Below are 17,881 nucleotides of genomic sequence, written 5' to 3'. Positions count from 1 at the left end.
ATAGTTTCTTGCTAATTACAAAAAACTATCCAAAATTATGTTTATGCCATAGTGGCACGCTTATTTTTATTTTTATGTTTTAGTGCTGCTTTAACAAAAGCCACAAAAAGTGGATGCGGATTAGCAACCGTACTCTTATATTCTGGATGGTATTGCACACCTACAAACCAAGGATGATCAGAAACTTCTACAATTTCAACCAAGTTTGTTTCTGGGTTGATACCTGTAGCAATCATGCCAGACGCTTCAATTTGATCTTTATAGGTATTGTTAAATTCAAAACGGTGTCTATGGCGCTCTTCAATAGTATTAGATTTGTAAACCTTATGGGCAATGCTATTCGGTTTCAAATTACATGACCAAGAACCCAAACGCATGGTACCGCCTTTTTCGGTAATATCTTTTTGCGATTCCATTAGACCAATGACTGGATTGGCTGTTTTTGCATCCATTTCCGTAGAATTAGCATCTTTTAAATTCAGTACATTTCTAGCAAATTCAATAACGGCCATTTGCATCCCTAAACAAATTCCAAAAAATGGCATCTTGTTTTCACGTACATATTTTACAGCATCAATCTTTCCTTCAATACCACGCTCGCCAAAACCAGGCGCTACTAAAATACCATTGAGGTGTGATAATTTAGCATGAATATTATCGGCATTTAAATATTCTGAATGTATAGGTTCTACATGTACTTTGACTTCATTTTCGGCACCAGCATGAATAAAGGCTTCCAAAATGGACTTATAAGAATCTTGTAACTCTACATATTTACCAATTAAACCGATGGTGACTTCTGTTTTTGGATTTTTATGTCGCTTTAAAAATTCATTCCAACGGGTTAAATTTGGTTGATGACTTTGCAGTCCTAATTTTTTAAGTACCACAGTATCTAAACCTTGCTTCAACATTAAATTAGGAACATCGTAAATAGTAGATGCATCTATAGATTGGATGACAGCTTCTTCGCGAACATTGCAAAACAACGCCAATTTTTTACGCAAATCCATTGGCAGCTCATGCTCTGTACGGCAAACAAGAATATCTGCCATTACACCACTTTCCATAAGAGTTTTAACACTATGTTGAGTTGGTTTTGTTTTTAATTCGCCAGCTGCAGAAAGATAAGGCACCAGTGTTAAGTGAATCACTAAACCATTATTATCACCCAAATCCCAACGCAATTGACGAACAGCTTCAATGTAGGGCAAGGACTCAATATCACCTACAGTACCACCAATCTCGGTTATAACAATATCATAATCACCTGAATTACCAAGTTTTTGAACGCGCTCTTTAATTTCATCCGTAATGTGTGGAATAACTTGAACCGTTTTCCCTAAAAATTCGCCACGACGCTCTTTATCAATAACACTTTGATAAATACGACCCGTAGTTACGTTATTTGCTTGACTGGTAGGAACATTTAAAAATCGTTCGTAGTGGCCTAAATCTAAATCGGTTTCTGCACCATCATCGGTTACGTAACATTCACCGTGCTCATAGGGATTTAATGTTCCTGGATCTACGTTAATATAGGGATCTAATTTCTGAATGGTTGTACGGTATCCTTGTGCTTGTAAGAGCTTTGCCAAAGAGGCAGCTATAATACCTTTACCTAGGGAAGATGTAACACCTCCTGTTACAAATATGTATTTTGTTGTCGTTGTCATGTTGCGCTGTTAAACGCCTGCAAATTTACAATATTAAGTTTAATAGTTTAGGTGTTTATTATTTTTATTTTGAAATGAAATTGAAGGGAATTCCTTGTTGTACTATTTGTCGTAGAATCATGGATTTAGGAAGTTGGTTGCTATTAAGATTTACCCAGGATTGAAATATTTATAAATCTCGGAAAAACTAAAGACGCAAAGATAAAAAAGTGTAAGTAAGTTTATGAAACTGAATATTTCAGCTGCAACTGAACAGTGAACACTACCGCTTTGGAAAATTACGTTTTATAGTATGTATTAGTTCTTCTAGTCCATTTAATTTTAGCTCATAAACGGATTGCAGCATCTCACCTAATTTTCCTTTTGGGAATCCTTTATTATGATACCAAACCACATAATATTCGGGTAAATCAATTAAGTAACGGTCCTTGTATTTACCATAAGGCATTTTAGTATGTGCGAGTTTTATAAGAAATGCTTTATCTGGTTCCATACACTAATGTTTAAAATGGCTTATTTCCAGTTAAAGGTTACTACTTTTTCAATATCTGGGTGTAAACTATAATGAACAGGACAGGTATTTGCTGTATGCTCTAGAATCTTACGGGTTTTGATACTTGCTAATTGTGGAAAACTTAAAACGACATTAATTTTTGAAATACGTCGTGGATTAGAAGCCATCGTTTTGGTGACTTGGGCTGTAGTTCCTTCCATATTATACCCCATATCTTGCGCTTTAATTCCCATAACAGTTAACATACAGTTTGCTAATGCCGTGGCAACAGTATCGGTTGGTGAGAATGCGGCACCTTTTCCATTGTTATCAACAGGCGCATCGGTTATAAAAGAATTTCCTGATTGCACATGAGTATTCTCTGTGCGTAAGTCACCTATATAGGTTACGGTTGCTGTCATATTTTTACTGTTTTACCTCAACAATTTTCAAATCTTCATACTTCACCAAATAAACTGTATCGTTGTAATAACCGCCAAATAACTTCTTTTTGTAGGCAAATTTATTTTCAACATATTCTGTTAATGGCGCTTGGTTTACTGACTCATAAAGGTTCTCATAGTTTACCAATCGTAGAACAACATCCATAGTCACATCAAAACCACGAACAGCTATTTTATTTGGAGTAACACCATACCGCTTTTCATAATCAATGGCAAAACTATTATTATCATCTTCATTGTAAGTTTTTGCAATGGCTGCAAAAGTTAATTGCAAATTAGAAAGGTGATAATTAGAAACCTCATCATCTTCAAAAGCGTCACCCATTTCGGTTGTAGCTAAAATAATCTGGCGATCCTTTGATATTAAAGAATTCAATTTACTAGAAACATTAGATACAAATCCTGGATTTGATGTTTCTAAAAACACAATATTTTTTCCTGGCTTCAATTTAGATATGATATCGGTATCATAAATAAAATAAGCATCTTTTTCCTTTTTATCTTTTTGAGAGTAGATTTGAGAAGCGGTTGGAAAATGTGTTTTTAAATCGTTAGAAATCTTGATATGACTTTGATCTGCTATTATGATAATTTGATTAATCGTGCTATCATTTTTTACATAATTAATGATTTTATCTTTCAAGAGATCCTCTGAAGGTCGTGATTGAAAAATATTTTCAGATATTTCTAAATTTTTTGTCAATGGTGAAACAACTGGTATGTTTTCACTTTGTAAATCTGCTGCCACTCGTTTAATATGATCTGGCATAAATGGGCCAATAACCGCTTGGACATCATTAAAACTATTGGTGTTTAAAATTGAAGAAACTTCACTTGCCATATTTCTAGTATCATAAACATCTACTTTTAAATTAACGCCTAATTTTTTCAACGAATCTAATGCCACAACCACACCTGAATAAAAATCAAGTGACATATCTAAAAACGGATCTTTCTTTATTTGTTCTTTGGTATCCACAACTGAATCCACGTTTACTCTATTTAATTTAAAAGGCAACATAAATGCTATATGTTTCTCTTTATAACTGGATATGGAATTGGTTAAATCTATAATTTCAAGTTTGGTGTTTTCATCTTCAACGTTGGCATTATAAGGTACTTTTAAAATCATACCTACTTTTAATCCACTTTCAATTAATTCCGGATTTAAAGCTTCTAACTCACTTTGTTCCAAACCTAGTTTGACTTTCAATCGGTAAAAACCCTCTTTAGGTAACACCTCATAATAGGAGTATTGGTTGTCTACAGGTTTTTCTTCTGTATCCGTTATGTTGGGTACATTTATAACTTCACCTTCTTGTAAAACGGAATTCATTCCAGGATTTAAAGCTTCTAATTCAGCTACAGTTATCCCAAATTTATAGGCAATGCGCCATTTACCTTCTTTAGGTAAAACGGTATATGTTTTTTGTAATTCTTCAGGTTGAGAAACTGTAAAAACCTTTTTGTAAAGGGGTATCTTTATTTCATCACCTTTACGCAGATTATTGGCATAGAGGAAAGTATTATGTTTTTTTATTTCGTCCTGTTCAACATTATATTCTTTGGATAGACTATACAATGTTTCCTTACGTTTTACTTTATGTGTTTTAAAACCTGTTAACTCCTTTTCAATTGCAGCATGAGGAGCAGATTGATCAATTTTTTTATTAGGAATAATTAAAACGGCATTTGTTTTTAACTCTTTTTTAGCGTCTGGGTTTAAAGCATAAATATCAAAAGGTGTTAATTGATATTGTTTAGCAATAACCTCTATTGTTTCACCAGCTTTTACCTTGTGTGTTTTATAATTTTGTGCTTGCGATGTGGATCCACAGCCAAACACTAGTAAGATGCTTAAAATGCAAAATAGTTTCTTCATAATCTATATACGTTCTGGTTCACGTTTGCAAAAGCAACGTTATCCGTTTTATTCTTTTTAAATACTTAATAGTCTAAAAAGATTTAACTGTAAAGTTTGCCTAACACGTGTCAAACTCCCAACTTATCGATACATTTTTTTAGTTCCTTAAAAATCACTAGAAGTAATTTTTATTTATTCCCACTCAATGGTTGCTGGTGGTTTAGAACTAATGTCATATACTACTCTATTAACGCCTTTTACTTTATTTATTATCTCGTTGGATGTTTTTTGTAAAAACTCATACGGTAAATTTACCCAATCGGCTGTCATACCATCCGTGCTTTCCACAGCTCTTAAAGCAACACATTTTTCATAAGTACGCTCATCACCCATAACACCAACACTATTTACAGGCAGTAAAATGGCACCAGCTTGCCAAACATTATCATACAGATTCCATTTTTTTAAGTTACCTATAAAAACAGCATCAACTTCTTGCAAAATCCGTACTTTTTCAGCTGTAATATCACCTAAAATACGAATGGCCAATCCTGGCCCTGGAAATGGATGACGTCCTAATAGATTTTTATCCATATCCATAGAAGCACCTACACGACGCACTTCATCTTTAAACAACGCTTTTAAAGGTTCTACGATTTTAAGTTTCATAAAATCTGGCAAACCACCTACATTGTGGTGACTTTTAATAGTAGCACTAGGCCCACCCGATACCGAAACACTCTCAATAACATCTGGATAAATAGTACCTTGAGCTAACCATTTCACATCCGAAATTTCATGCGCTTCATCATCAAAAACTTCAATAAAGACTCGACCAATAGCTTTACGCTTTTCTTCTGGGTCACTCAATCCTGCTAGTGCATCCAAAAAACGTGCCGAAGCATCTACGCCTTTTACATTAAGTCCCATATCCTTGTATTGATCTAATACATCTTGAAACTCATTTTTTCGTAAAAGACCATTATTTACAAATATGCAATAGAGGTTTTTTCCAATTGCTTTATGCAATAACATAGCTGCTACCGATGAATCCACTCCACCTGAAAGTCCTAATACAACCCGATCATTTCCTAATTTCTTCTGAAGTGCTTCTACGGTTTCTTCCACAAACGACTGTGGTGTCCAGTCTTGTTCTACTTTAGCAATATGTACCAAAAAGTTTTCTAGTAATTGTTTACCGTCTTTAGAATGATACACTTCTGGGTGAAATTGAATAGCATAGGTTTGTTCGCCTTCAATTTTATAGGCGGCATTTTCAACATCCTCCGTACTTGCCAATAGCACACCATTGTCTGGAAGAGTTTTAATTGTGTCACTATGACTCATCCAAACTTGACTACCTGTATAAATGTTATGGAAGAAATCTTCCTTTTCTTTTATAAACGATAAATTAGCACGACCGTATTCACGTGTATTAGAAGGAGCAACTTCACCTCCTGAAAAATGTGCTAAATATTGTGCACCATAGCAAACAGCTAATAACGGTTTTTCACCGCGAATATGTTTTAATTCGGGATGCAAAACGGCTCCCCCTCTCACAGAATTTGGACTTCCCGAAAGTATAACCGCTTTATAGGTTTCTAAATTATTTGGAATTTTGTTATACGGATGAATCTCACAATAAATGTTGAGTTCCCTAACGCGACGCGCAATTAGCTGAGTGTATTGCGAACCGAAATCTAATATTAATACGTTGTTGTGTTGCATGTGTAAAAATAACAATTGATTTTTGAATAGCTATTTATGAGGTAAACTTTTTTGGATAATTAATTCATGGATTCCAAAATCATTTGAATATCATTTTCTGTTGTGTCTGGATTAATAAAACAAAAGCGAGAAACTGTTTCAAAAGTATCACCATTTTTCCATTTGGTTGGTGTTACTAATGCAAAGCCTTTTTTGTGATTTTCGTAAGTCCAATTGGTGTAATCTTCGGGTTTCCAACCAATGCGTCTATATAATACACAAGACAAACTTGGTTCTCTTACCAACTCCACATTTGGATTTTCTTCAATCATTTTGCCTGCTAATTGCGCTAATTCTAAACCACGTTCTACGGACTGTTTATAACGATCTGTTCCGTGTGTAGCTAAAGAAAACCACAATGGCAATCCACGAACACGACGGGTTAATTGTATTTGGTAATCTGTTGGATTAAATCCATGAGCACCTTCATCTTTAAAAATATCTAAATAAGATCCTTGTTGCGAATGGGCTTCTTTTGCTAATTCTGGTTCTTTATAAATAACGGCACCACAATCATAAGGTGAAAACATCCATTTATGTGGGTCAATCGTGATACTATCAGCACGTTCTATACCATTAAACAAATGTCTAACCGAATCGGCCGCAAGAGCACCACCACCATAAGCAGCATCCACATGAAACCACAGATTTTCTTGCTCACAAATATCCGCTATACCCTCTAAATCGTCAATAATTCCTGCATTGGTTGTGCCGCCAGTTGCAACTACAGCAAATAAACGCTTGCGTTGGTGGAAGTTTAAACCTTCAATGGTGTTGCGTAAATCACTTCCTGTTAAGCGTTCTTCAGTATCTACCAATAAAATATCCACATCTGCTACTTTAGCCATGGCTTTTATTGATGAATGCGCTCCTATAGAGGTAATAATTAAACCTTTTTCACGCTTATAGGTATCATCACGTCGCCAAAACTCACGAGCCGTGACAATTGCTGATAAATTTGCTGCCGTTCCTCCGCTTGTAAATACACCAAATGCGCCTGCTGGTAAACCTGTTAAGGAAACAATCCAAGACATGGCTTCATTTTCACAGAAAATACCACCTGCACCTTCCATCCAATACGCTCCATGTATACTGGATGCAGAGGTTACCAAATCGAACATAATAGCTGCTCGCGTTGGAGAAGCTGGTACAAATGCTAAATTCCTTGGATGGTCTACAGGTACGTTGGCTTTAGACAAATGCTCTTTCCATAAATTAAACGCATACTCACCTCCTACACCCTTTGCTGTAACAGTTTCGCCTACAATTGCTTTTAATTCTTCGGCTTTTTTGGGTTTTCCTATTTGGTGTTCTGTAGCGGATATTCTACCAATAGCATATTTCATGACATCTAGTGTCATTTCAATAAGCTCCATATCAATTTTATGCATGAGTTACTCTAAATTTAATATTATAAACTCGTTTTTCAACGGTTGCAAATTTACCATTAACTGCTGAATTAATTGGTCTCCAAACTCTAAATAAAAGGTAGAAAAGTTAGCTTGACGCTCTTGCAAACTTTGATTTGGAAATAAACAGTCTTGAATTATTTTAACACGCTGTAACACATCTGATTGCTTCCGCTTTTGCGCTTTTAACAAACGCTTTTCCAAATGCTCCAAACCGTTTATTTGTTTTGTTTCTTGAGCAGAAACGGCACCTTTGAAGGATTTATCAGTTTGCTCTGCTAGTTTATATAAATCTTCAAACTGCTTTTTAAGGTGCTCCTTTTGTTGCGAAAAATCGATTTCTATTTTCGAAATGTCTTTCGTGACTTTCGTTAACAAATCAGACTGTTTTAAAAACAAATCTTTAGTTTCCAAATTCAGTTTTTCTAATTTCTCTTGTTGTTTGGTGGTTATTAACAAAACTGAATTTCGTAATAGCAATATAGGGAATGTTACATTTTGCGCTTCAAAATTAGATTTTAGTTGAAACCAATATGCTAATTCGCCACCACCACCTATATAGCAAAGGTTTGGCAACACCACTTCTTGAAACAAAGGTCTTAAAATAACATTAGGACTAAAACGTTCGGGATAGTTTTCTACTTCTGCTATTAACTGATTTTTGTTCCATGAAATATCCGTTTCCAATACTTGAAAAACACCATCAATTTCTACTATGCGTTCACGCAACCCAGATTTAATATAGAAGAGATTTATTTCTCGCGGATTGACCTGAATTTTATAATTTTCAGGTAATGCATTTAATTCCTTATTGGTTTTTGACACCTCTTTATATGAAGATTGATTAAGAAACTCTTCTTTTATATATGGAATGAATTCGGTCTTCAAGTTTTTATCATTTCCATCTATGATAACCAATCCGTAAGCTTTAAATAGCGCATTCACCAAATTACGTGTAGCTTGAGTTAGGCTATTGTTTGCTAAATAACTATCCTTAAAAAGTTGAATTAACTTATCAGCGTTTTTACTTTTTGGAAGTTGTTTGGAAAACACTTCAAAAACGTGTTTAAAGCCCTCTAGATCCAATTCGCCAACAGGCCCTGAAGCTTTCCTATCCCAGGACACTTTTTTTCCATCGAAATTAAAGTAATTAATTTCTTCAAAATCATGATCTTCGGTTGCCATCCAATAAATTGGTACAAACTGATGATTTGGATTTGCTGCTTTTAATTCATCGCATAAGTTTATAGTTGAAATAATTTTATAGAAAAAATAAAGAGGCCCTGTAAAAATGTTTAACTGATGTCCGGTTGTAACCGTAAAAGTGTTTTCAGACTGTAAAGCATCAATATTTTTTTGTGTTAGTTGAGATGTCTTGGTGTATTTGTATTGTTCAATTAAACTAGCAACTAATACTTCTCGCGTCTTTTTACTGAAAGACGCCTTTTTTTCAACCATTTGTTCTTGAAAACTATTCAGTTTTGGAAACCTATTATAAAAGGGCTTTAACGTGGGTTTTTCATCTAAATAATCACAAATTAAAGGCGAAAAATAGTTGGTGTTTCTAAACGGAATACAGTGGGATGGCATAGTTAAGTGTTGCTATTTTTAAAAAAGCAAAGATACGTTTTCTAGTCTTAAAAATAACTTAAAATATATGCCGCCAAGCGCTACAAAGAATGCTTATCTTTGTCAAAAATGTCATTATGTTAGGTTTAAAGTTAGCAACAGATCCACGATGGGTAAATATAGCCGAATCCAATTTAGAAGAAATATTAACAGATCACGCTTGGTGTGAACAAAAAGCAGCCACAAACGCTATAACAATTATTACACTGAATTCAGAATACACAGACCTAGTTACTGACTTATTGGCATTAGCCAAAGAGGAATTAGAGCATTTTGAAATGGTACACAATATTATAAAAAAACGGGGTTACAAACTGGGTCGTGAACGTAAGGATAGTTACGTAAACGAACTTTATAAATTTATGAATAAAGGTGGAAGTCGCATACAATCCATGGTAGATAGGCTCCTTTTTTCTGCGATGATAGAAGCCAGAAGTTGTGAACGATTTAAGATTCTTTCGCAAAACATTCAGGATCCGGAATTGGCAAAATTTTATCATGAATTAATGATAAGCGAAGCTGGACATTACACCTTATTTATTGGTCTTGCCAGAAAATACGGCCAAGAAGTGGATGTTGATAAACGCTGGAAAGAACTTATTGATTTTGAAGCTGAAGTAATTCAGAATTATGGAAAATCGGAAACCATACATGGCTAACTTTATCCGTAGCATCTGACTTTTTTTTAGAAAAGCTTAAAATTTGAATTTATTTGTAAAAATTAAATTCATTTTCTGGTTAGTCCTTAATTTATCATTTACAAACTATTTAAAATAATAGTTGAATTCATGTTTTTTCAGTAACTTTTATGACATATTCAATAAGCTATGAAACTGCAATTATTTTTAAAATATTATTTAGGAATTTTCCTCATACTGACAACCTTTAATTCAGGATTTTCGCAGGTAGAAAAAGACTCTTTAATTGAGATAACTGGAAAAGTTATTGATAATAAAACAAATGACCCTTTAATATTTGCTGACTTGTTAGTTTCCGGATCTAATATTGCCACGATTTCCAACACAGAAGGTAATTATATTTTAAAATTACCATTAGATTTTACAAACCGTTCGATTACCATTTCTTATTTAGGCTATGCTGAAAAGGAAGTACCGATTTCTACAATTATTGAAAATAGTACCATAGCTCTAGACCCATCGTTTACACCTTTGGATGAAATTAATCTATCGAGACCTAAAAGTGCAGAAATTTTAGTGCGTTTGATGCTGGAGCGAAAAGCAACTAATTATATAGAATCTGGTTTAGAAATGACAGGTTTCTATCGTGAAACAATAAAAAAGAGGCGCCAAAACGCCTCTCTATCGGAAGCTGTAGTTTCTATTTATAAACAGCCAAACACATCCATCAGACAAGATGCCGTTGAAATTATAAAGGTTAGAAAAACTACTAACTACTCCAAATTAGATACACTAGCCTTGAAGCTTCAAGGTGGCCCGTTTAACAATTTGTATGTAGACATTATGAAATATCCTGAATATATCTTTAACAGAGACAACATAGCAAATTACAATTTTTCTTTTGACGCATCTACAGTAATAGATGATCAACTTGTTTATGTTATTAATTTTAAACAAAAGCCTGAACTACAAATACCGCTTTACTATGGTAAGCTTTTTATTGAATCTAAAAATTTAGCGCTTACAAGTGCCATTTATAGTTTAAATGTAGAAAATCGAGATATGGCTAGCGAATTATTTGTCAAACGGAAACCTAATCGTGTAAAAGTATATCCAACTGAAGCAAATTATCGCGTGAATTATAGAAACACTAATGGCAAATGGTATTACAGCTACAGTAATATTTTACTGACTTTTAAGGTGAACTGGAAAGGACGTTTATTTAATAATGTATACACTTTAAATAGTGAAATGGCTATAACAAACTGGAATTTTGCAAATGATAAATACGCAAGACCCAAAAATAAGGCTAGCATTTTAAGGCCATCAAGCATTTTAATTGATGAAGCTACAGGATTTTTGGATTCAGAATTTTGGGGGCAGTATAACATAATAGAACCCGAAAAATCCATAGAATCTGCCATTGAAAAAATTCAGAAGCAATTAGATAAATCTGAAGGGTAAAATACTCCTTTAAGCGTTAATAGCCTTAAGTTGGTATAACTTCAGCATACAGATCAAAATCCGCTGCATCCGTAATTTTTACCATTGTAAATTCTCCTGTTTTTAAGTAGGTTTTTGATGCATCTATTAAAACTTCATTATCAACATCTGGCGAATCAAATTCGGTCCGACCAACAAAGTATTCGCCTTCTTTTCTATCAATAACAACCTTGAAAATTTCACCAATTTTAGACTGGTTTAGTTCCCATGAAATTTGCGATTGGATTTCCATAATCTCATTAGCACGTTCTTGCTTGACTTCATCTGGGACATCATCCACTAAATTGAAGGCATGCGTGTTTTCTTCATGACTATATGTAAAACAACCCAAACGTTCAAAACGCATAGCTTTAACCCAAGCTTTCAATTCCTGAAAATGGGCTTCTGTTTCACCAGGATAACCAACAATTAACGTTGTCCTGATTGTCATTTCTGGAACGGCTTTTCTGAATTCTTTAAGAAGTTTTGTGGTTTTTTCATTAGTAGTTCCACGACGCATACTCTTTAAAATTTCATCAGAAATATGTTGTAATGGAATATCTAGATAGTTACACACTTTAGGCTCCCGTTTCATAACATCCAACACATCCATTGGAAAACCTGTTGGAAAGGCGTAATGCAAACGAATCCACTCAATACCTTCAACCTTAACAAGGGCTTCCAGCAATTCGGCTAAATTTCGTTTTTTATATAAATCCAGTCCGTAGTATGTTAAATCTTGAGCAATTAAAATTAATTCCTTAACGCCATTGGCTGCTAATTTTTCAGCTTCGGTTACTAAATCTTCAATAGGTGTACTCTTATGTTTTCCACGCATTAAAGGGATAGCACAAAAACTACACGGACGGTCGCAACCTTCAGCAATTTTTAAATAGGCATAATTTTTAGGTGTGGTTGTTAAACGCTCACCAATTAACTCATGTTTATAATCGGCACCCAATGCTTTTAGTAATCCTGGTAATTCGGTTGTTCCGAAATACTGATCTACATTCGGAATCTCCTTTTGTAAGTCCGGTTTGTAACGCTCGCTTAAACAACCGGTAACAAAGACTTTATCTACTTCACCAGCTTCTTTTTTCTGCATGAATTCTAAAATAGTATTCACACTTTCTTCTTTGGCATTATTAATAAAACCGCAGGTATTAATTACAACAACATTACCTTCCTCTTCATGTACAACCTCTTTACCGCTGGCTTTAAGTTGGCCCATTAAAACCTCACTATCGTAGACATTTTTACTACAGCCAAGTGTAACTACATTGATTCTATTTTTTTTAAGTGTCTTTGTTCTCATAACTAAATTTCAGGCTGCAAAGATACAATATGTTTATAAACAAAAAGACCTCAATTGAATTGAAGTCTTTTAATAATTTTTTATAGCTTGAATGACTTATTTAAAGAAACTATCCACAAACTCATACTTATTAAATACTTGCAAATCCTCAATTCCTTCACCTACGCCTATATATTTAACAGGAATTTTAAATTGATCTGATATTCCTATAACCACACCACCTTTAGCGGTTCCATCTAATTTAGTAACGGCTAACGAAGTTACTTCAGTGGCAGCTGTAAATTGCTTGGCTTGTTCAAAAGCATTTTGTCCTGTAGAGCCATCTAAAACTAAAAGCACATCGTGTGGCGCATCGCCAACAACCTTTTGCATAACGCGTTTTACTTTAGTCAGCTCGTTCATTAAATTCACTTTATTATGTAAGCGTCCTGCTGTATCAATAATAATAACATCTGCATTTTGGTTTACGCCAGATTGTAACGCATCAAACGCTACAGAAGCCGGATCAGAACCCATGTCTTGACGCACCATTGGCACTTCTACGCGATCAGCCCAAACCTGAAGTTGATCTATAGCTGCTGCTCTAAAGGTATCTGCTGCTCCTAGAACAACTTTGAGTCCTTTCTTTTTAAACTGATAAGCAAGCTTTCCAATGGTGGTTGTTTTTCCAACACCATTAACGCCAACAACCATTAAAACATAGGGCTTTTTATTAATTGGAACAGAGAATTCTGTTTCTTCCCCAGAATTGGTTTCGCTTAAAAGTCCCGCAATTTCTTCACGTAGAATTTTATTTAATTCATCGGTTCCTAAATATTTATCTTTAGCAACACGTGCTTCAATCCGCTCGATTATTCTTAAGGTTGTATTTACGCCAACATCGCTACTTACTAGAATTTCCTCTAAATTATCGAGGACTTCATCGTCAACTTTCGATTTTCCAGCGACGGCTTTACTTAATTTTCCTAAAAACGATGATTTAGATTTTTCTAAACCTTTGTCTAGGGTTTCTTTTTTTTCTGAAGAAAATATTTTTTTAAAAAAACTCATGGGTCTTAATTTCTATTCCAAAGGATTACCAAAAGTCTTGCCTAAATTAACGGACTGCACTTTTGTCATTCGCTTATAAAGATAAAACAAAAAGCTGCTTCCGTGTACCGAAAGCAGCTTGAATATTTTAAAATGTCAGTAAAACTATTGTTTTCCTAACCAATCATTTACAAATTCTGGAGCCATAACAGATTCTACAAACATGTAAGCACCTGTTTTAGGAGACTTTACCATCTTAATAGCTTTTGTTAATCTTTTAGATCCTGTTTGTAATGATGCTACTGATTTCTTTGCCATGTTTAAATGCTTTTTGAAATTTTACGCCGTAAAACCTCTAATTATTTAATTTCTTTATGAACTGTCATACGCTTAAGAATTGGATTAAATTTCTTAATCTCCATTCTATCTGGTGTGTTCTTTTTGTTTTTTGTTGTAATATATCTTGAAGTTCCTGGTTGACCAGACTCTTTGTGCTCTGTGCACTCTAGTATTACTTGTATTCTGTTACCTTTTTTTGCCATTGTACTATATTTTTATAAGAAGACTATTACTTAATAAATCCTTTTGCCTTTGCCTCTTTTAAAGCAGCAGTAATACCGATTTTGTTAATAGTCTTTAATGTTGATGTAGCAACTTTTAAGGTTACCCACTTATCTTCTTCTGGAAGGTAAAAACGTTTTTTAATAAGATTTGCATCAAATCTACGCTTTGTTTTGTTCATTGCGTGAGATACGTTGTTTCCAACCATCGCTTTCTTTCCTGTAAGTTCACAAACTCTTGACATTGTTCTATCTTTAAAAGTGTTATTTCGACTATTTCAAAACAGACGTTTCAAAACAGGCTGCAAATTTAGTAAATCTTTATAATATCAGCAAAGTAAAATCGTTACTTTTTTAAAATTTCTTTTTGTAACATTTCAAATGCCTTATTAACTGCTTTCATAATAACTTTTGTTCGGTGATTTCCTAATTCAAATTTTTCAGAATAAACGGCATCTTTTGTTGCAATAGCAATAAATACCGTTCCTACTTCAGCATCAGAATCGCCTTTATCTGGTCCTGCATTACCAGTAGTTGCAATTGCATAATCGGTTTTAAACATTTCCCGTGCTTTTTTTGCCATAGCTTCAGCTACTGGAGCACTAACCACAGAATGTTTTTTAATTAGCGTTTCTGAAACCTGTAAAACATCTATTTTAGCTTCGGTTGCATAACTCACAACACTTCCTTTAAAGAATTTTGAAGCACCAGCATTTTTGGTAAACAATTGTGCTATTTTACCACCTGTACAACTTTCAGCTGTACAAACAGTTTTATGTATAGCTATTAATTGCTTGCCGATTACAGCCTCAATAGACTCATCAGTTTCAAAACCTACAAAAATATCTTCAATTTGTGGAAGCAATGCTTTTATTTGAACATCCATTTCGGTTTCTACCAATTTTTTATCGAATGCTTTTGCCGACAAACGCAACCTCACTCGACCTAATCCTGGTAAATAAGCCAATTTCATATATTTAGGCAGATTATCCTCCCAAGTCTCAATTCGTTCAGCCAAGGTACTTTCGCCCAAACCATATGTTAAAATAGTGGTGTGCTTTATGTAAGGAAATTGAAATGTTTCTCGAAGTTTTGGCACAACCTCATTATCCATTAGCGCTTTCATCTCATAAGGTACGCCAGGAAGCGAAACAAACACTTTTCCGTTTTTTTCTATCCACATACCTGGTGCACTACCATACTTATTCATTAGTACTTGTGCTTTTGAGGGCACTAATGCCTGATCTATATTTACTTGTGCAAGTGGTTTTTTGATATAGGTTTCCCAAATATGTTTGATGTTATCCAAAACAGCCTCGCTTGTAATGAGTGTATCTTGAAAATAATCGCAGATAGTCCGTTTGGTTATATCATCTTTTGTAGGCCCTAATCCTCCTGTTATGATAATAATATCAGCATTTTCTTCTGCTTCCTTTAAAGATTTTAAAATGTGTGTTTTATCATCTTGAACAGAAGTTATTTGATAGACCGAAACACCAATTTTATTTAATGCCTGACTTATAAAAGCAGAGTTAGTATCTACTATTTGTCCAATAAGGATTTCATCACCAATGGTAATAATTTCGGCTTGCATTATAAATTGAAATCTACTTTTATTTCAGAAATAGCATTTTCAACTGCTCCTACAACCGTAGCGAGTTTTACCGAAACATCCATATCTGTTTTTTCAAATTTACCCCAATCTTGAACTTCAATTAAGTCTGCTAATACACCCAGCTCAAACAAATCTATTGTTGGTTTCATTTTATGAGCTGCCTGATACGTAGAGTGATAATCTTTAGCAGCAACAGCCGTTTTAAGTCGCTCTAAATCTTCGGGCACTTCTTCTAAAAAAGCAGCAGCTAGCGTTGCTACAAACTCTTCATCATTATCCGCTAATTCGCGTACTCGAAATAATTTGTAATGTTGTTCCATTTATTTTACTGTTATTGAAAACATCTGTTCGTTTTCTATGTATCCTGTTAATTGATCGTTTGGTTCTACCCTTCCAACACCTGCTGGAGTTCCTGTAAATATAATATCTCCAATCTTTAAAGTGAAATATTTAGAAACATATTCTATTAACGCATCAATTTTCCAGAGCATGTGACTGGTATTTCCGTTTTGAACCCATTCATCATTCTTTTTTAATGAGAAATTTATATTATTTATATCATCAAACTGGGCTTTAGACACCCAATTACCTATTACTGCTGCTCCATCAAAGGCTTTTGCTTTTTCCCATGGCAACCCTTTTTCTTTAAGTTGCGATTGTAAGTCACGCGCAGTAAAATCAATTCCCAAACCTATTTCATCGTAGTATTTATGGGCAAATTTTTCATTAATATATTTACCGACTTTATTAATTTTCACTAAAACTTCTACTTCATGATGCACGTCGTTAGAAAAATCAGGAATAAAGAACGGCTGCTTTTTTAATAAAATGGCTGTATCTGGTTTTAGAAACACCACTGGATCAGTTGGTCTTTCGTTTTCCAATTCTTTTATATGTTCGGTATAATTCCTACCGATGCAAATGAGTTTCATTGATACTGTTTGTTGTTGAATGTTTGAATTGTTGTGTGTTTGAATTGTTGTGTGTTTGAATTGTTGTGTGTTTGAATTGTTGAATTTTAAACAAAACCGATTAAAACCGACTAATCCAATTTATTATTAAAGGCTCTTAACTTAATAGCTGTTAATACTTTCTTGGTATACAATGGAAAATCTGCGTTGAGTAACCACCCAAAATATCCGGGTTCTTTTTCTAAAATTTCGGTTACTAATTTACCTTTATGCTTTCCGAAGGAGAAGCACTCTTCACCCTGTTTATTATAAGAAATAAAACCAGCAAAATCCGCGAATTTTTTTCGCGAACTAAATTCGGCTAAAAACTGTGTGTCATTTTCAAGCTCATCATATTTTGCTAACTGCGCTTTTAAAACTTGGTAGGTAGCATGAGTATCCGCTTCAGCGCTATGAGCACCTTCTAACGTTTCATTGCAATAAAATTTATAGGCAGCACTTAAAGTTCGTTGTTCCATTTTATGAAAAATGGTTTGAACATCAATTGAAACCCGATTTTTCATATCGAAATCCACATCAGCACGTAACATTTCTTCAGCTAAAAGCGGAATATCGAATCGGTTAGAATTAAAACCACCTAGATCGGAATCTTTAACAATTTGATGAATTTCTTTTGCCAACTCCTTAAATGTCGGTGCATCTGCAACATCAGCATCCGAAATCCCATGAATGGCTGTAACCTCTTTAGGTATAGGCATTTCTGGATTTACTAACCAGCGTGTCGATTCTTCTTTACCATTAGGATGAACTTTAAGAATAGCAATTTCTACTATTCTATCTGAAGTGATACTAATTCCTGTCGTTTCTAAATCGAAAAAACAAATGGGCTTGGTAAGATTGAGTTTCATGTTCTATCATTTTGGGCAAAGGTAAATAGAATTAATAAAAAAGCTGTTTGAGTTAGAAAAAACCTTAAGAAAACATATTGTACGCTAAAAAATAGCGAAACTACTTTATTAAACTAACTCA

The 17,881-nt window shown here is 34.2% G+C and carries 18 protein-coding genes; 2 read left to right on the top strand and 16 right to left on the bottom strand.

The genetic code is table 11. The annotated features are described in order from the left end of the window. Nucleotides 1-41: 41 nt before the first annotated feature. The 7 genes from BM239_RS14020 to bshC form a co-directional block, all read right to left on the bottom strand. Nucleotides 42-1,676 (bottom strand): CTP synthase, encoded by a 1,635-nt coding sequence (locus BM239_RS14020; protein WP_092209720.1) that lies wholly within the window; start codon nucleotides 1,674-1,676, stop codon nucleotides 42-44. Between the two features lie 262 nt (nucleotides 1,677-1,938). Beyond that, the gene (locus BM239_RS14015; protein WP_092209718.1) at nucleotides 1,939-2,169 is read right to left on the bottom strand and encodes a DUF3820 family protein; all 231 of its coding nucleotides are present in this window, start codon (nucleotides 2,167-2,169) and stop codon (nucleotides 1,939-1,941) included. Nucleotides 2,170-2,189: 20 nt separating this feature from the next. Next, complete coding sequence (locus BM239_RS14010) at nucleotides 2,190-2,591, bottom strand: OsmC family protein (protein ID WP_092209716.1); 402 nt, start codon at nucleotides 2,589-2,591, stop codon at nucleotides 2,190-2,192. 4 nt (nucleotides 2,592-2,595) lie between these two features. Then, nucleotides 2,596-4,515 (bottom strand): PBP1 and LysM peptidoglycan-binding domain-containing protein, encoded by a 1,920-nt coding sequence (locus tag BM239_RS14005; protein ID WP_092209714.1) that lies wholly within the window; start codon nucleotides 4,513-4,515, stop codon nucleotides 2,596-2,598. 174 nt (nucleotides 4,516-4,689) lie between these two features. Then, nucleotides 4,690-6,225, bottom strand: a complete 1,536-nt coding sequence (gene guaA, locus BM239_RS14000; protein WP_092209712.1) for a glutamine-hydrolyzing GMP synthase — start codon at nucleotides 6,223-6,225, stop codon at nucleotides 4,690-4,692. Nucleotides 6,226-6,284: 59 nt separating this feature from the next. Further along, on the bottom strand, nucleotides 6,285-7,655 hold the full coding sequence (locus BM239_RS13995; protein WP_092209710.1) for a pyridoxal phosphate-dependent decarboxylase family protein: 1,371 nt from the start codon (nucleotides 7,653-7,655) through the stop codon (nucleotides 6,285-6,287). Nucleotides 7,656-7,658: 3 nt separating this feature from the next. Further along, a complete protein-coding gene (gene bshC, locus BM239_RS13990) occupies nucleotides 7,659-9,263 on the bottom strand; it encodes a bacillithiol biosynthesis cysteine-adding enzyme BshC (RefSeq protein ID WP_092209708.1) in 1,605 nt (534 codons plus the stop codon). Nucleotides 9,264-9,379: 116 nt separating this feature from the next. Here bshC and miaE point away from each other — a divergent pair, with 116 nt between their 5' ends. Further along, on the top strand, nucleotides 9,380-9,961 hold the full coding sequence (gene miaE, locus BM239_RS13985; protein ID WP_092209706.1) for a MiaE family protein: 582 nt from the start codon (nucleotides 9,380-9,382) through the stop codon (nucleotides 9,959-9,961). A 168-nt stretch (nucleotides 9,962-10,129) separates the two neighbouring features. Continuing rightward, the gene (locus tag BM239_RS13980; RefSeq protein ID WP_092209704.1) at nucleotides 10,130-11,404 is read left to right on the top strand and encodes a carboxypeptidase-like regulatory domain-containing protein; all 1,275 of its coding nucleotides are present in this window, start codon (nucleotides 10,130-10,132) and stop codon (nucleotides 11,402-11,404) included. Nucleotides 11,405-11,429: 25 nt separating this feature from the next. Here BM239_RS13980 and rimO read toward each other — a convergent pair whose 3' ends face one another. From rimO to BM239_RS13935, 9 genes are all read right to left on the bottom strand, one after another. Next, on the bottom strand, nucleotides 11,430-12,737 hold the full coding sequence (rimO, locus tag BM239_RS13975; RefSeq protein WP_092209702.1) for a 30S ribosomal protein S12 methylthiotransferase RimO: 1,308 nt from the start codon (nucleotides 12,735-12,737) through the stop codon (nucleotides 11,430-11,432). A 96-nt stretch (nucleotides 12,738-12,833) separates the two neighbouring features. After that, nucleotides 12,834-13,787, bottom strand: a complete 954-nt coding sequence (gene ftsY, locus BM239_RS13970) for a signal recognition particle-docking protein FtsY (RefSeq protein WP_092209700.1) — start codon at nucleotides 13,785-13,787, stop codon at nucleotides 12,834-12,836. Between the two features lie 144 nt (nucleotides 13,788-13,931). After that, nucleotides 13,932-14,084, bottom strand: a complete 153-nt coding sequence (locus BM239_RS13965) for a DUF4295 domain-containing protein (RefSeq protein ID WP_092209698.1) — start codon at nucleotides 14,082-14,084, stop codon at nucleotides 13,932-13,934. 41 nt (nucleotides 14,085-14,125) lie between these two features. Further along, nucleotides 14,126-14,308, bottom strand: a complete 183-nt coding sequence (gene rpmG, locus BM239_RS13960) for a 50S ribosomal protein L33 (RefSeq protein WP_007648529.1) — start codon at nucleotides 14,306-14,308, stop codon at nucleotides 14,126-14,128. A gap of 26 nt (nucleotides 14,309-14,334) precedes the next feature. After that, nucleotides 14,335-14,571, bottom strand: coding sequence for a 50S ribosomal protein L28 (rpmB, locus tag BM239_RS13955; protein ID WP_066250092.1), 237 nt, complete (start codon nucleotides 14,569-14,571; stop codon nucleotides 14,335-14,337). A 101-nt stretch (nucleotides 14,572-14,672) separates the two neighbouring features. Then, a complete protein-coding gene (locus BM239_RS13950; protein WP_092209696.1) occupies nucleotides 14,673-15,920 on the bottom strand; it encodes a competence/damage-inducible protein A in 1,248 nt (415 codons plus the stop codon). Further along, on the bottom strand, nucleotides 15,920-16,261 hold the full coding sequence (locus BM239_RS13945; protein WP_092209694.1) for an Hpt domain-containing protein: 342 nt from the start codon (nucleotides 16,259-16,261) through the stop codon (nucleotides 15,920-15,922). Before BM239_RS13945 ends, BM239_RS13950 begins: the two co-directional genes overlap by 1 nt. Further along, nucleotides 16,262-16,873, bottom strand: coding sequence for a fumarylacetoacetate hydrolase family protein (locus BM239_RS13940; RefSeq protein WP_092209692.1), 612 nt, complete (start codon nucleotides 16,871-16,873; stop codon nucleotides 16,262-16,264). A 110-nt stretch (nucleotides 16,874-16,983) separates the two neighbouring features. Next, complete coding sequence (locus BM239_RS13935) at nucleotides 16,984-17,760, bottom strand: 3'-5' exonuclease (protein ID WP_092209690.1); 777 nt, start codon at nucleotides 17,758-17,760, stop codon at nucleotides 16,984-16,986. Nucleotides 17,761-17,881: the final 121 nt, after the last annotated feature.

Origin of the sequence: Algorimicrobium echini (genome assembly GCF_900115185.1) — a bacterium.
Lineage (GTDB): Bacteria > Bacteroidota > Bacteroidia > Flavobacteriales > Flavobacteriaceae > Algorimicrobium > Algorimicrobium echini.
The sequence above is the reverse complement of the archived record's forward strand: the minus strand, read 5'-3'. Positions and strand labels throughout refer to the sequence as shown.

Coding starts and splice junctions, on each gene's coding strand:
- guaA (WP_092209712.1), bottom strand. CDS start 6,225: ATGCAACACAACAACGTATTAATATTAGATTTCGGTTCGCAATACACT.
- BM239_RS13940 (WP_092209692.1), bottom strand. CDS start 16,873: ATGAAACTCATTTGCATCGGTAGGAATTATACCGAACATATAAAAGAA.
- miaE (WP_092209706.1), top strand. CDS start 9,380: ATGTTAGGTTTAAAGTTAGCAACAGATCCACGATGGGTAAATATAGCC.
- rpmG (WP_007648529.1), bottom strand. CDS start 14,308: ATGGCAAAAAAAGGTAACAGAATACAAGTAATACTAGAGTGCACAGAG.
- BM239_RS14005 (WP_092209714.1), bottom strand. CDS start 4,515: ATGAAGAAACTATTTTGCATTTTAAGCATCTTACTAGTGTTTGGCTGT.
- BM239_RS13950 (WP_092209696.1), bottom strand. CDS start 15,920: ATGCAAGCCGAAATTATTACCATTGGTGATGAAATCCTTATTGGACAA.
- BM239_RS14020 (WP_092209720.1), bottom strand. CDS start 1,676: ATGACAACGACAACAAAATACATATTTGTAACAGGAGGTGTTACATCT.
- BM239_RS13980 (WP_092209704.1), top strand. CDS start 10,130: ATGAAACTGCAATTATTTTTAAAATATTATTTAGGAATTTTCCTCATA.
- rpmB (WP_066250092.1), bottom strand. CDS start 14,571: ATGTCAAGAGTTTGTGAACTTACAGGAAAGAAAGCGATGGTTGGAAAC.
- bshC (WP_092209708.1), bottom strand. CDS start 9,263: ATGCCATCCCACTGTATTCCGTTTAGAAACACCAACTATTTTTCGCCT.
- BM239_RS14010 (WP_092209716.1), bottom strand. CDS start 2,591: ATGACAGCAACCGTAACCTATATAGGTGACTTACGCACAGAGAATACT.
- BM239_RS13995 (WP_092209710.1), bottom strand. CDS start 7,655: ATGCATAAAATTGATATGGAGCTTATTGAAATGACACTAGATGTCATG.
- ftsY (WP_092209700.1), bottom strand. CDS start 13,787: ATGAGTTTTTTTAAAAAAATATTTTCTTCAGAAAAAAAAGAAACCCTA.
- rimO (WP_092209702.1), bottom strand. CDS start 12,737: ATGAGAACAAAGACACTTAAAAAAAATAGAATCAATGTAGTTACACTT.
- BM239_RS13965 (WP_092209698.1), bottom strand. CDS start 14,084: ATGGCAAAGAAATCAGTAGCATCATTACAAACAGGATCTAAAAGATTA.
- BM239_RS13945 (WP_092209694.1), bottom strand. CDS start 16,261: ATGGAACAACATTACAAATTATTTCGAGTACGCGAATTAGCGGATAAT.
- BM239_RS13935 (WP_092209690.1), bottom strand. CDS start 17,760: ATGAAACTCAATCTTACCAAGCCCATTTGTTTTTTCGATTTAGAAACG.
- BM239_RS14015 (WP_092209718.1), bottom strand. CDS start 2,169: ATGGAACCAGATAAAGCATTTCTTATAAAACTCGCACATACTAAAATG.